The 14450-nt window shown below is 60.3% G+C and carries 11 protein-coding genes; 6 read left to right on the forward strand and 5 right to left on the reverse strand.

Annotated features, from left to right (window positions below):
* The first annotated feature begins 145 nt into the window (after positions 1-145).
* The 3 genes from AX768_RS11005 to fumC all read left to right on the forward strand — a co-directional run bounded on the left by AX768_RS11005 (position 146) and on the right by fumC (position 5019).
* Positions 146-1570 carry an MATE family efflux transporter gene (locus AX768_RS11005; protein ID WP_061999986.1) on the forward strand — a complete coding sequence of 475 codons (1425 nt, stop codon included), beginning with the start codon at positions 146-148 and terminating at the stop codon, positions 1568-1570.
* A 339-nt stretch (positions 1571-1909) separates the two neighbouring features.
* On the forward strand, positions 1910-3586 hold the full coding sequence (locus tag AX768_RS11010; RefSeq protein WP_082778805.1) for a phospholipase D family protein: 1677 nt from the start codon (positions 1910-1912) through the stop codon (positions 3584-3586).
* Positions 3587-3624: 38 nt separating this feature from the next.
* Entirely contained in the window at positions 3625-5019 is a 1395-nt protein-coding gene (gene fumC / locus AX768_RS11015; protein ID WP_061999987.1) for a class II fumarate hydratase, read from the forward strand.
* 54 nt (positions 5020-5073) lie between these two features.
* Here fumC and AX768_RS11020 read toward each other — a convergent pair whose 3' ends face one another.
* The 3 genes from AX768_RS11020 to AX768_RS32735 form a co-directional block, all read right to left on the reverse strand.
* On the reverse strand, positions 5074-6627 hold the full coding sequence (locus AX768_RS11020; protein ID WP_061999988.1) for a class I SAM-dependent methyltransferase: 1554 nt from the start codon (positions 6625-6627) through the stop codon (positions 5074-5076).
* A 136-nt stretch (positions 6628-6763) separates the two neighbouring features.
* Positions 6764-7291, reverse strand: coding sequence for an acyl-CoA thioesterase (locus AX768_RS11025; RefSeq protein WP_061999989.1), 528 nt, complete (start codon positions 7289-7291; stop codon positions 6764-6766).
* A gap of 102 nt (positions 7292-7393) precedes the next feature.
* Positions 7394-7537, reverse strand: coding sequence for a hypothetical protein (locus AX768_RS32735; RefSeq protein WP_155524226.1), 144 nt, complete (start codon positions 7535-7537; stop codon positions 7394-7396).
* Between the two features lie 138 nt (positions 7538-7675).
* Here AX768_RS32735 and AX768_RS11030 point away from each other — a divergent pair, with 138 nt between their 5' ends.
* Both AX768_RS11030 and AX768_RS11035 read left to right on the forward strand, forming a co-directional pair.
* On the forward strand, positions 7676-8443 hold the full coding sequence (locus tag AX768_RS11030) for an ArsR/SmtB family transcription factor (RefSeq protein ID WP_061999990.1): 768 nt from the start codon (positions 7676-7678) through the stop codon (positions 8441-8443).
* Between the two features lie 267 nt (positions 8444-8710).
* Positions 8711-10693, forward strand: a complete 1983-nt coding sequence (locus AX768_RS11035) for an alkyl/aryl-sulfatase (RefSeq protein ID WP_061999991.1) — start codon at positions 8711-8713, stop codon at positions 10691-10693.
* 59 nt (positions 10694-10752) lie between these two features.
* Here AX768_RS11035 and AX768_RS11040 read toward each other — a convergent pair whose 3' ends face one another.
* Positions 10753-11586 (reverse strand): thymidylate synthase, encoded by an 834-nt coding sequence (locus AX768_RS11040; RefSeq protein ID WP_061999992.1) that lies wholly within the window; start codon positions 11584-11586, stop codon positions 10753-10755.
* Between the two features lie 230 nt (positions 11587-11816).
* The gene (locus AX768_RS11045) at positions 11817-13193 is read right to left on the reverse strand and encodes a sigma-54 dependent transcriptional regulator (protein ID WP_061999993.1); all 1377 of its coding nucleotides are present in this window, start codon (positions 13191-13193) and stop codon (positions 11817-11819) included.
* Positions 13194-13709: 516 nt separating this feature from the next.
* On the opposite strand from AX768_RS11045, the gene AX768_RS32740 reads away from it, so the two are divergent.
* Positions 13710-14255, forward strand: coding sequence for a hypothetical protein (locus tag AX768_RS32740; RefSeq protein ID WP_155524227.1), 546 nt, complete (start codon positions 13710-13712; stop codon positions 14253-14255).
* The last annotated feature ends 195 nt before the right edge of the window (positions 14256-14450 follow it).

The raw sequence follows: 14450 nt of genomic DNA on the forward strand, positions 1-14450 counted from the left end.
CAGTGCAATTGTCCGCAGTTCGCGCCTGAACTCCGGAATACGGCCGGAACGAACGGGCGATGCAGGGCCGGCAACGGCCTTTGCATCGCCCGTTCCCGTTTCAACGCCGGCTTTTGCTCCGGCGCAAGTTTTCCGATTACCCGTCATGCCAACCCCGATAAATCGCGCGACCGCGCCGCCCAGCTTTTCCCGTCATGCCGTCGATACCGCCAGGCTCGCGGCGCCGCTCGCCATCTCGCAGCTCTCGCAAATGGCGATGGGCGTGACCGACACCATCCTGCTCGGCTCGCTTGGGCCCGATTCCCTTGCCGCCGGCGGCCTGGGCGCCAACCTGTTTTTTGTCGTGGTGGTGCTGCTGCAGGGCGTGCTGACGTCGGTGAGCGTGTCGGTGTCGCATGCGCGCGGTGCGAACAACGATCACCTCGTGCCGAATATCTACTGGACCGGATTCGTGTTGTCGCTGCTGCTCGCCATTCCGGCGTTCGCGCTGCTGAGCTTCGCCGAGCCGATCCTGCTCGCGTTCCACGAGCCCGCGTTGCTCGCGAAAAACGTCGGCGAGTATTGCGCGGTGCTGCGCTGGGGCGCGCCGGGAAGCCTGATCGGGATCGGCATGATGCGCGCGTTCCTACCGGCTATCGGCGCGGCGCGGCGGCTTTTGTGGGTATCGATTGGTGGCGTGTTCGTGAACGGGTTCCTCAACTACGGGCTCATCCACGGCGCGTACGGCCTGCCCGAGCTCGGTTTCCTGGGTTCTGCCGTCGCGACCACCATTACGGTCTGGGGCACCGCGCTTACGCTTGTCGCGTTCCTGCACTTGCGCCCGCGATTCAGGCATTTCGTTGCCGCGTCCCGTCCGCGCCTGCCGTTGATGGGCGAACTGTTTGGTATCGGCTGGCCGGTCGCGATCACGTATGGCGTCGAATCGACGCTGTTTCTTGCCACCGGCATGACCGTGGGCACGCTCGGCGAAGCGCAGCTCGCCGCGCATCAGATCGCGTTGAACGTGGCGTCGGTGGCGTTCATGGTGCCGCTTGCCATCGGCCAGGCGGCGAATGTGCGCGTGGGCTACTGGATCGGCGCCGGCGTGCCTGTGGCCGCGCGCCATGCGGGGTTCGTCGCGCTCGCGCTCGGCGTGGCGTTCATGGCGCTGTCGGGCTGCGTGCTGGTGCTGGCACCGCATGCCATTGTCGGGCTGTATCTGCATCTCGATGACCCGAAAAACGCCCAGACCGTCGCGCTGGCGGCGTCGCTGCTGGGCGTGGCGGCAGTTTTTCAGATCGTCGATGGCATGCAGACCGTCGCCTCCGGCGTATTGCGCGGGCTCAAAGACACGCGCGTGCCCATGCTCGCCGCCGCATTTGGCTACTGGGGCATTGGTTTTCCGACGGGCTATTTGCTGGCGTTTCACTTCGGCGGCGGCACGAAAGGCCTGTGGTGGGGACTCGCGGCGGGGCTGGCGAGCGTCGCGGCGCTGATGACTTTCCGTTTCGACCGGATGAGCCGCCGGCTTGTTGCCGGTGAGACGCTGGCCGCCGTTAAAAACGCGCAAGCGTCGCGCAATAGCGCCTGAAAGCGGCAAGCAGGAGCAGACGGCCGAATAAGTTAAGCAGGCATTGTTGGTTGGAATCCGGCCGCTCCCCGGATACGATCAAGCCGTCTCCTTGAGACTCATCCAGTAACAGGGGTATTAGGCCCGCTTCGTTGAAGCGGGTTTTTTTTCGTCCGCGATCCGCCGCATTCCCTCCCCGCTTTTTCTCAAATCGATCCGTTCAGCGTGTCCATACCCGATTTCCCATAAAATGTGTCCGCGTGATCCTCGCCCGTTTGCACGAGATCCAGCGCTGAGAACGACAACGAAGGTGCGTCTAAAGCGCCGTCAGATCATAAAAACGCTCGGGAAAGAAAAGAAATGGACGTGTCGCAACGCAGCAGGCAGTCATTGAAACTCCAGGCATTTCACGCGGGATCCAGCGATTTTTCGCAGTTTCTGAAACTCACCGTCGCCGCGCTCACCGCGTTGACGCTCACCGCATGCGCCACGCGGCCACCGGCAAGCGCATTCGACCATCCGGTCACGCACGCGCTCTCCGTCACTGCCGATACACCGCTGCGCGCTGCCATCGCGGCGAAAGAAGCGGCGCACCCGGACGAATCCGGCGTGCGGCTCCTGCCAACCGGCACCGAAGCGCTGCAGGCGCGCATCGCACTTGCGCGCGCAGCGACGAAAACGCTCGACATGCAGTACTACATCGCCGAAGAGGACAACACAGGCAAGTTGTTGCTCGGCGCAGCGCTTTATGCAGCAGACCATGGCGTAAAGGTCCGCATGCTGGTCGATGACCTGAATTTCAAGGACATCGACAAGATCATGGCCACATTGAATTCGCACGACAACATCGACATCCGCGTCTTCAATCCCTTTGGCAGCGCGGCGCGCGGCTTCGGTGAACGCACGCGCAACCTGTTCACGAACGTCGATCAGTTCACGCGCCGCATGCACAACAAGGCGATGATCGCGGACAACCAGATTGCGATCATCGGCGGCCGCAATCTCGGCGACGAATATTTCAGCGCAAGTCCGACCATCCAGTTCCGCGATCTCGATGCGTTTGTCGCGGGGCCGGCGACGCAGGAGATATCGGCGAGTTTCGATGAATACTGGAACAGCTCGATTGCGTATCCGCTGCGCGCGCTGAACAAGCAGAAATTCGATCCCGCCGATCTCGACAAGACCCGCGACGACCTGCGCCAGCACTGGAAAGAACAGGCCGATCCGCTGAACGCCAAGCCGCTCAATGCCACGCCGCTTGCCCAGCAGATCTCGCAGGACAGCCTGGGACTCACGTGGGCGCGCACCGAATTCAAGGCCGACTCGCCTGTCAAGATCGAGCATCCGGATCCGGACTACAAAAGCCCGCCGCTGGAACGCCTGATCGAATTGTCGAATCAGGCGAAGAGCAGCGTCCAGATCGTCTCGCCGTATTTCGTGCCGCACGACGAAGGCGTCAAGGCGCTTGCCGCGATCACGGCCAAGGGCGTAAAAGTCGAAATACTGACCAATTCGCTCGCTGCAACCGACGCCGTCGCGGTCCAGGCGGGTTACGCGCCGTATCGCGTGCCCATGCTGAAAGCCGGCGTCGATTTGTACGAACTGAAGCCCGTGATTGCCGAAGGCGCCGGACAGCCGCGCGCAGGCCTGTTCGGGTCACAATCGCGCTCGAGTCTGCACGCCAAGGCTTATGTGATCGATCGCAGTATCCTTGTAATCGGTTCGATGAATCTCGATCCGCGCTCGGCGTCTCTCAACACCGAACTCGCGCTGGTCGTGTACAACGAGAAGATAGCCGGCGAAGCCGCCGAGTTGTTCGATCGCGGCATTGCGCCGGCAACGTCGTATCGTGTGGAGCTTGCCTCCCCGACAGTACTGGGTGGCCTCCAGAACATCGGCTCGTCGACGTCGCGGCTGGTCTGGATCACCGAAGAAAACGGCCAGGTGCGCACCTATGACTTCGATCCGCAAGCCGGTTTTTACCGGAATCTGCTGACGGGATTGTTCATGTTGCTGCCTGTCGACTCTCAACTTTAAGCGTCTGGTTCCAACCGAACCTGAAGGAGCAAGTAGTCATGACGGACAACGTAAGACTCGAGAAAGACACCTTCGGCGAAATCGCCGTGCCGAACGCGAAACTCTGGGGCGCACAGACGCAGCGCTCGTTGCAGAACTTCAAGATATCGAGCGAGAAGCAGTCGCCGGAATTGATCGACGCCCTCGCGATCGTCAAGCGCGCATCGGCGGAAGTGAACGCCGAACTGAAAGTGCTCGCCGATGATAAAGCCAAGGCCATCATAGCCGCCGCAGACGAAATCCTCGCTGGCAAGCATCCCGATGAATTCCCGCTCGCCGTGTGGCAAACGGGCTCGGGCACGCAGACGAACATGAACTTGAACGAGGTGATCGCGAACCGCGCGAGCGAACTGATGGGCGGCGAGCGCGGGGAGGCGCGCAAGGTTCATCCGAACGACGACGTGAATCGCGGACAATCATCGAACGATGTATTTCCGACCGCCATGCACATTGCCGCGGCTGTCGCGATCGTCAAGCATCTGGTGCCGTCGCTGAAAACCTTGCGCGCCACGCTCGATAAAAAATCGAAGGACTTCGATTCCATCGTGAAGATTGGCCGCACGCATTTGCAGGACGCAACGCCGCTCACGCTCGGACAGGAATTTTCCGGCTACGTCGCGCAACTGGACCAGGGCATTCGCCACGTCGAGTCCACTTTGCCGCATCTGTATCAACTGGCGCTCGGGGGCACCGCGGTCGGCACGGGTTTGAACGCGCATCCGGAGTTCGCGGTGAAGGTCGCGAACGTGATCGGCAAGCTCACCGGCCTGCCCTTCGAAACCGCGCCGAACAAGTTCGAAGTGATGGCCGCCGCCGACGCGCTCGTGTTCGCGCACGGCGCGCTCAAGACCATCGCGGCGGGTCTGATGAAGATCGCCAACGACATCCGGTGGCTTGCCAGCGGACCGCGCTGCGGCCTGGGCGAGTTGTCGATTCCCGAGAACGAACCGGGCAGCTCGATCATGCCGGGCAAGGTCAATCCCACTCAATCCGAAGCCGTGACCATGTTGTGCTGCCAGGTATTCGGCAATGACGTTGCGGTGAATTTCGGCGGCGCGAGCGGGAATTTCGAGCTGAACGTGTTCCGCCCGATGATCGCCCACAACGTGCTGCAATCGGTTCGTCTTCTCGCCGACGGCGCATTGAGTTTCAACGATAACTGCGCAGTTGGCATCGAGCCGAACAAGCCGCGTATCGAGAGTTTGCTGAACGAATCGTTGATGCTGGTCACCGCGTTGAATCCGCATATCGGCTACGACAAGGCCGCGAAGATTGCGAAGCAGGCACACAAGGAAGGCACGACGTTGAAAGCATCCGCCCTCGCGTTAGGCTACGTGACGGAAGCGCAGTTCGACGAGTGGGTGAAGCCGGAAGAGATGGTCGGGAACAAGTGAAGCTGGGGACGGCAGCGGTTGACCAGGGGCAACCGCTGCCTTCATGCAATGAATCTATCGTGACGTTTTTCGTGCGGCGGGGAAGAACCCTTGTTCGACCGCATAAGCGAGCAGCTTCTTGCCAGAATCTTCGAAGATATGGCCAAGACGTCTGTCGATGTCGTCGTCCGCCACGTCCTTGTCCCCAACCCGCAGTTTCAGACCCGTCGCAGCCACCGAGCGCTTCGTGCGCGCGACCAGTTCATCAATGTCTTTGGTGAGCGCCTTCACTGGATCAGCCTTTTCATGAAGTGCCGCGAGCATCAACTGGTCCAGCGTGCCGATGCCCGCGCCGCCGCCCTGGCGCGGTGCGGCCAGTGCATCCCAGGGCTCTCCGCGCTCGGCCCGCGAAAACAAGGCGGTGTTGAGCCGGTCCGCTGCGGCACGCGGTTGTTCCGGGCCATAACGGACGACCGTCTCGCCAATGGCAATGGATAAACGCAGCAACTTCAGGATTGCATCGAGCGGAAGTCCTGCAAGCTCGGGAGCATCGAAGACTTCCGCGAGCGTGGTTTCAGACCGGCGCAGAAGATCGAACAATGACTTGTGAAAAGTGTCAGCGCGCGTGATCGTGGAGTGTTCCAGGCTCACCTCCGACTTGTAGACCATCGCCGGGTTGCCCCACAAATGAACGTGCCGGGCCTGCTCGCGCAGGCGGATATCACTGAGCGACACTTTGCCCCTCACGAAGATATCCGAGCGGAATCCCCGGTTGGCAAAATAATCGCGCACCTCTTCTGCTTCGATAGGATCGGTGACCGTTTCGAGCATTTTCCGCTGGTTTTCACCCAGCCACGAAACGGGCGCCATGTGTGCAAATCGCGCGCTGCCCGCAAAGCTCAGCTTGGCCTCCGCCATTTCGCGTGCAATGTCCGTGATGTGAAACGGCGTCCATTTAGCGTGCAGGTACTCGTGGACAAGATAGTTTTTATCGAGGTTTTGAAAGCCGTCCACGCGGCTCGCCGAGTCAGGGTTGCGCACGAAGTGCAGCGCTTCCAGGCCCTTCACCTTCGTTACCAGTTCATTGCCCTTCGTCCAAGCGTCGCTGCCCTTTCCGGCACCGAGCATCAGCAGCCGTTGCAGCGGCATGATCTGCGCGCAACCAACCATTGCGTTGTAGCTCACCTGCACAACACCGCCCGGCTTCAGATATCGCGTGAGGAACTGCATGATGTGCGCCCGCGTGTCATCCGATACCCACGAGATGATGCCGTGCAGCGTAATGTAGTCGAACAAGGGCAGAGCGACCTTGCCTTGCGCGAGCTCGCGAAAGCCGTTTTCAAGCAGCGTGAGGTTCGGCAGGCGCGCTTCGTCCCGTATGGATGAAGCGCTCAGCACGTGCAGCGGGTTGAAATCGCAGGCATGGAACTCGCCGTTCGGATGCGTCGCAGCGAGGATGAGCGACGTCAGTCCCTGACCGAATCCAAGTTCGCAATAAGTGAATTTTTCGAGCGATGGCGGCTGTACGCGCTGCATCACGAGGCATGCGTTCAGGAAGCTGGGACTTTGTTCCTGATAGTAACCAGTCGTGTAGGCGACCGAGCTGTTATAGCCGGCTGTCCAGGTCATTGGTGTTTCCTCATTCATGTTTGGAGTTGTGCTTTAGCCCGTTCGGCGGCCAACGCACGGGCTGCCGAACTATGCCGACAACGCACACACTCATGAATGAGAAACGTCTTATTTACTTGTTTTGCCCGGCGAATTTCTAGACCTTGCCGGCCGCGACCTCTTCCGGCTTCAGCTCCACGATGGCATCGAGTGCGTCCTTCACGTCCATCGCGTATCTTGCAAGCCGTTTTTGCTCGTCGGTCACCGGCATGAAGGACGGGACCGGCACGGGCTTGCCCTGTTCGTCGACGGCGACGAACACCATCAGGCAATCCGTCGTCTGTTGCAGGACGCCGCTCTTCGGATCGCCGGCATGCACCGATATATGCAGATGCATGCTCGTCCGCCCGGTTGCGACAACCCGTGCGCGGAGTTCCACGAGATTGCCGACGAGGATGGGCCGGCGAAAGCGGATGTTGCCCACGCTCACTGTCACGCAATAACGCCCCGACCAAACGGCGGCGCATGCATACGCCGTTTCGTCCATCCACTTCATCAACGCGCCGCCGTGGACCTTGCCGCCGAAGTTGACGGACGTCGGCTCGGCGAGGAAACGGAACGTGGTTTCGGACCGATCGTTGATGGGGGCATCCGTGGAGTCCGGAAGCGGCGCTGCAGTGTTCATGTCGTTGTAAGGCACGCCCAGCGGGGCTGCCGGTCAAGTGGAGTTGCCGAATTATACGAGTCGCAAAATGCGGACGGGCTTACGACAAACCATCCAACGATCCTATTTGCGCACCGAGATACCCTCGTCCACCACGCCGTACATGGTGATGCCGCTCGACCCGCTCGCCGACGACGATCCGCCCGACGCTCCCGCGCACCCGGCGCATACCGCCGCAAGCAACGCCACAACCAACAGTTTCAGCATGACAAGCTCCTGCAAGACCGCACTTCAAGATGAAACATTATTCTAGCCCGGTGCCCCGGGGCGCATCGATACTTCACGCCGCAGTGAAACATCGCGTGCACAAAGCCGCTAAAGTCGAGGCAATCGAAGGAGGTTTCCATGACTCTCAATCACGACGATGCACGCCCGTTCCCGGGTTTGTCGCGGATTGGCGCGCTGCTTGCCGACCCCGGACGCGCCGCCATGCTCTGGGCGCTGATGGACGGCACCGCCCGCCCCGCCGGCGAATTGACCATGATCGCCGGCATCTCGCCTTCGGCGGCGAGCGGGCACTTCGCGCGGCTCATCGAAAGCGGCTTGCTCGCGCTCGAGGTCAGCGGGCGGCACCGCTATTACCGCATCGCCACGCCGGACATCGCCATGGCAATCGAAGCGCTCGCCAATCTCGCGCAGGCCAGCGCGCCGCTGCGTGAACCGGTGGAAGCGCACCGGCAGGCGCCGCGCCGGGCGTCGGCGGTGCCGCTCGACATGCGCTACGCGCGGACCTGCTACGACCATCTCGCAGGCGAACTGGCGGTGCGGCTCTTCGAGCGCATGTTGACATCGGAATGGCTGGAAGTCGTGCCGGGTACCGCGGCCGACCCGGCGCGTCCTGGGCCGACTTCGCTCGATGCAACCGCGAGGGGTATCGACGCGTTCTCGCAGCTCGGTATTGATCTGAAGGAGCAGAAAGCACGGCGGCGGCGGTTCGCCTGCACGTGCATAGACTGGAGCGAACGCCGGCCGCATCTGGGCGGCGCGCTGGGCGCGGCTTTTCTCGATGCCTGCACGGAACATGGCTGGGTCGAAACAACGTCGCGGCGACGCATTCTGCGCGTCACGCCATCGGGAGAACAGCATTTCGCAGAAGTACTTGCCGGTGAATAAATAGCTGGGTGTTCAAGCGGGGGCAGTTGTTCCATCGAGCGGGAACCGACCAATTATGACAATTTATCAATCGGTTCACCTGTAAAGTTTTTAGTTCGCTGTCCTTGAAAGGTGCCGGACGATTTACCTGCCGGTGAGCGACGCGGTCTTCCCACCAGCTTTATTAGGATACCGAGTTGATTCCACTGGTTGCCGGATCCCGAACCTGACAAGTCGGGAACATGCCTTGTACCGGACCGAAGCGTGAACAACCAACCAGACCTCTCAATGAAGACAACAATAATCACAACGCCGCACAGGCTCACGCTTACTGCGCTCGCTGCCCTTAGCATGCTTGCCGCGCCGTTCGCACATGCACAGCAAGCCGCCCCCGTGCCTGCCAAGGACGCCACGGCCATCACCCGGCAAGACAACCTCGCTGTCTACAAGGAACTCCCCTTCGCCGACAAGACCGACTTCGAGGACGCGCAACGAGGCTTCATGGGCACCATCCCGACCGGTACGTTCAAGGCAGACGACGGCCGTACGAGCTGGGACCTCAACAAGTACAACTTCCTGAAGGGCGAGGCGCCGGACACCGTCAATCCAAGCCTGTGGCGTATCGCGCAGTTGAACATGTTCAACGGCCTCTTCAAAGTGACGGATCGCGTGTATCAGGTGCGTGGACTGGATCTCGCGAACATGACCATCGTGGAAGGTGACACGGGCGTCATCCTCATCGACGTGATGGTCACCCGCGAAGCCGCCCGCGGCGCGCTGGACCTCTACTTCCAGCACCGTCCGAAGAAACCGGTGGTCGCGGTCATCTACACACATAGCCATGCGGATCACTACGGCGGCGTGCGCGGAGTGATCGACGAAGCGGATGTCAAGAGCGGCAAGGTCAAGGTCGTTGCACCGGCGGGCTTCCTGCAGGAGGCGGTGGCCGAGAACATTTTTGCCGGCAACGCCATGGGCCGCCGCTCCCTGTATCAATATGGCGCGTTGCTTCCGCCAAGCACACGCGGACAGGTCGATGCCGGACTCGGAAAAACCACGTCGGCGGGCAACCTCGGGCTGATTCCGCCCAGCGATACGATTGAGAAGACCGGCGACACCCGCACTATCGACGGCGTTCAATTTGAATTCCAGATGGCGCCCGGCACGGAAGCGCCGTCCGAGATGCTGATCTACATGCCTCAATTCAAGGTGCTCGACACCGCCGAGGACACGACCCACACGCTGCACAACCTGTACACGCTGCGCGGCGCGCAGGTACGCGACGCAGCCAACTGGTGGAAGACGCTCAACGAGGCGATTCTCCGCTACGGCAACCGCACGGACGTCGTGATTGCGCAGCATCACTGGCCGACCTGGGGTCAGCAAAAGATCGTGAACTACATGGCCGATCAGCGCGACATGTTCAAGTATCTGCACGATCAATCGTTGCGTCTCGCGAACTCCGGCTACACGATGACTGAAATCGCAGAGCAAATCCAGTTGCCCGACAGCATCGGAAAGAAGTGGTACAACCGCGGTTACTACGGTTCGGTCAATCACGACGCAAAGGCGATCTATCAGCGTTATCTTGGCTGGTATGACTCGAACCCGGCGAACCTGCACCCGTATCCGCCGGAAGAGGAATCAAAACGTTTCGTCGACTTTATGGGCGGCGCCGACGCTGTGATGGCCAAGGCAAAGCAATCATTCGACAAGGGCGATTACCGTTGGGTCGCGACCGTCATGAACAAGGTCGTGTTCGCCGACCCGTCGAACAAGGCTGCTCGCAATCTCGAGGCGGACGCGCTCGAGCAGCTCGGTTATCAGACCGAGAACCCGACCTGGCGCAACGAATACCTCATGGGTGCATTCGAACTGCGTAACGGCGTGCCAAAGCTGAAGGGCGTCAACACGGCAACACCTGACGCGATCGCGGCGATGAGTCCCGATCTGCTGCTCGACTACATGGGAATCCGGCTGAACGGTCCGAAGGCGGACGGCAAGCACACAGTGATCAACTGGGTTCTCGGCGACGGCAGGAGGTACGGTATCGAGCTGCGCAACTCAGTGTTGATCTACACCGAGGGCGTGACGCTTGCGAACCCGGACGCCACGCTGACCATGAGCAAGGATGACTTCGCCGGTCTCCTGATGGGCGGTCAGCAACAGCAAGCTGATGCGAGCAAGGTCAGCGGTAACGGTCAGAAGGTGGTTGAGCTGTTTGGCATGCTCGATCGCTTCGACCCGATGTTCAACATCGTTACGCCTTGACGTCTTGAAGGCATGTCACGGCTTCGCATGATGGAAGCCGTGACGCACGCACGTCTGCGTTAAACCGCAATAGGCGCCTTGATGCCCGGGTGATATTCATACCCCTCGATGACAAAGTCCTCGTACTGGTAATCGAAGATCGACTCGGGCTTTCTCGCCAGCTTGAGCTTGGGCAGCGGATACGGTTCGCGGCTCAATTGCAGATCCACTTGTTCCAGATGGTTCAGGTAGATATGGCAATCGCCGCCCGTCCAGACCAGTTCACCCACATCCAGATCGCACTGCTGCGCGAGCATATGCGTAAGCAACGCGTAACTCGCGATGTTGAACGGCGTACCCAGAAACACGTCCTGGCTGCGGCAATACAGGAGGCAGCTCAGCTTGCCGTCGTTCACGTAGAACTGCGCTAGACAATGGCAAGGCGCAAGCGCCATGCGGCCGGCGCGGGCGTTATCGACGGGCGACATGGATTCGTCGGGGAAATCCGCCACGTTCAACGCGGTCAGCATAAGCCGGCGTGAATTCGGCCGCGTCTTGATCTGGTGGACGAGGCCGCTTACCTGATCGACCATCGTGCCGTCACTTTTCGGCCAGAAGCGCCATTGATGACCGTAGACCGGACCGAGATCGCCGTTTTCATCGGCCCATTCGTCCCAGATCGTCACGCCATGGTCGTTCAGATACTTGATGTTGGTATCGCCGTTCAGGAACCACAGCAGCTCGTAGACCACGCTTTTCATGTGAATGCGCTTGGTCGTCACGATCGGAAAACCCGCCGCCAGATCGAACCGCAATTGACGGCCGAACGTGCTGATCGTCCCCGTGCCGGTCCTGTCCATCTTCCGAGCGCCGCGCTCGAGAATGTCTTTGAGCAGTTCTTGATACTGGATCATGGGAAGGGTTGTGCGTAAAAGTGGTGGCCCGTGGCCGGATGCCTGTGGAAAACAGCAGGAATCCAGCCGCCGATAAAACCAAACCACGATTTTACCAAGGCCCGAACGGTCTGGCGCGAAGAGGTCTTGAAGGGGACAAAACGGTAGAAGCCGCAGTAGTTCGGTTGAACCCCGGGTTTGGACGTTGGACGAGCACGAGCAGCCCACGGACTGTCATGCGCGGCCGGAAATCAGCCGCGCGTGACGTGCTCCGTGGGTGCGTCGACTTCGATATGGCGCATGCCATGGGCGCTCAACAACCTGTACAACGTGACGCGGGATATGCCCAGTTCCTGGGCGGCATCGCCGAGACGTCCGCGATGGCGCAACAATGCGAGTTCGATGGCTTGCCGCTCCGCCGCCTCACGTGCCTGCGCGAGGGACACCGGCGCAACTTCCACGTACTCGCCGAGTTCGAGATCGCGCGCGCTGATCTGCCGCCCTTCGGACATCACGATCGCGCGACGCACGCGATTGATCAGCTCGCGCACATTGCCGGGCCAGCCATAGTTATGGATCGCAGCGATGGCATCAGGCGCAAAACCGCGCAAACGCCGGCTTGCGTCTTTCTTGAAGCGATCGAGCATGTGCTTCGCCAGCAATTCGATGTCCTTGCCGCGCGCTCGCAGCGGCGGTTCATCGATTTGAAGCACGCATAAACGGTGATACAAATCGGCGCGAAAGCGCCCTTCGATCATCGCGGTTTGCATGTCCACGTGCGTGGCCGAGATGATGCGCACGTCGACTGGCGTAGAGCCGTGTCCGCCAAGCCGCTCGACCTTGCGCTCCTGAAGGAAGCGCAACAGGCTCGCTTGGCTTTCGAGCGGCAGGTCGCCGATTTCATCGAGGAAAAGCGTGCCGCCATTGGCCGCTTCCACCCGGCCGATCTTGCGTTGATTTGCGCCGGTAAACGCGCCGCGCTCGTACCCGAAGAGTTCGGATTGCAACAGATGCGCGGGGATGGCGCCGCAATTGATTGCGACGAACGGCTGTTCACGCCGCGCGGAACGTTCGTGGATGGCGACCGCCGTCAGTTCCTTGCCCGTGCCGGATTCGCCCGAGATGAAAACCGGCGCATCGGTCATCGCCACCTTGCGGATGGAGCGGAACAGGCTGAGCATGGCGTCGCACGAGCCGACCATTTCGCCTTCGGCCCGGCCGTCGCGGGCATCGTTCGATGCGTTTTCGTGCAACGCCACCATGCCATACGCATGGCCGACCGCGTCCACCACGCGATCATTCGATGTCGGCAACGTCACGTAGTCAAAGCAGTAATCGCGGATCAGCCGTCGCACAGCCGCGTCTTCGAGCTGGCCCGCCACAGTAGCCGCGACCCAGCCGACGTTGGTGAGCGTCAGCGACGCTTCAAGCGCCGCGAGTTCATGTGCTTCGAAATTGCTCGACAAATCCAGCAAGCCGCCGGTTGCCAGGTCGTTGCGAAGCCACCGGCGGGCATCCTTGGCGTTGGAAACCACCTCGATGTGCCAGCCCCGCTCCTCGAACCGGGCGCACAAAGGCGCGCTCGGGTCACGAGTCACATAGATTAATTGCCGCCGAGCGACTTCCATTGTTTTGATCCTTTCGTCAACGGTCGTTGAAAAGGTCGCGCCGGTAAATGCCCACGATCTCGTTGCAGACGTCGAAGACTCGCAAAGCCATAAGCGAACGGTCATTCGGAAAACTGCAAGCGGTGATACCCCGGAAGCGACGAGTGCTGTCGCGCGGTTCATAAACGAACCTGTTTTGTTTCTGCTGCTGTTTTTGAGAGACTACTATAAAGCGAATACTTCGAAAACAAATATCCGCAACAATGTCCCCGTTCGCGATCCTGAAGCATTGCCAGCATACGAATCAATGAAGCGTTTTGTTTTAATAAGCGGTTTGTAAATACTTTAAATAAGACGATTTCATTTCCGCGCAGCCTGACAAATATGGCGGCTGACTGCCCATCGTTTCAGTGGTGAAACATTTTCTTCAGTTTTCGGAATCCTTTGTCGAACGCATTTTCGATGCAGTCCCATTGGACGGGCGAATGCGGCCGATGGCATATGTCTCGCTATTAAGGACGAACCTTGGAGACCGCCATGGAAATTACCGGCAGCGCCGTCAGGTGCGGGAAAAACGCCATTCCGCAACGCTTTGCCGCAGTTGCGACCGCGTGGTTTGTACTGGGGAGTTCAGGCGGCAACGTTTGCGCGCAAGATGATTTTAATAAGAACCGTCTGATTATTCGTGCGTTTGAATCAGGGTTCGTACCTCTGGTGTCCGGATTTGAAACAAGTTTGGCACCGACTAATCCGCCAGCCATTTTTAAAGAACAATTTATAGGAAAGATTGATTGGGGCGAGGGGTCATCAGTAAGTCGCATTATTCAAGAACCGGCAATGGCGCAGATTGATCCGGATCTCATTCATTCTGTACGGACGGCGTCATTTATGGCACAGGACGAAGGCGCGCTGGAAAAGGTGACCGTGACAGACGGGTGGACGCCTGTGCTGCCGCACACGCCAACCAGCGTCACGCTGTGGGACGAGATCGCGCCACCGGTGCCGGCCCGTGTTCCGGTCGATGCAACCCTGCACGCAACGCCCAACGACGTCGCGGACACGGAGGCGCCCACACCCCAGTAGTCGAGTCAGGCATCCTTTCCGGCGTGGTGATCATGTCCAAGGCCCGATGAACGGCGCCGTACATTGCTCGCCATTCCGGCCGAGACAACGTTTTGCGCTCGCTCAGGAGGTCGTTCGTGCACGATCCTGCTACCGTCTCCCCTGCCGCATCGGGAAACCGCCTGCGGGCTTCACGGCCGGCAAGAGTGGCGATAC

The organism is Burkholderia sp. PAMC 28687, assembly GCF_001577465.1.
In the GTDB taxonomy this organism is placed as follows: domain Bacteria; phylum Pseudomonadota; class Gammaproteobacteria; order Burkholderiales; family Burkholderiaceae; genus Caballeronia.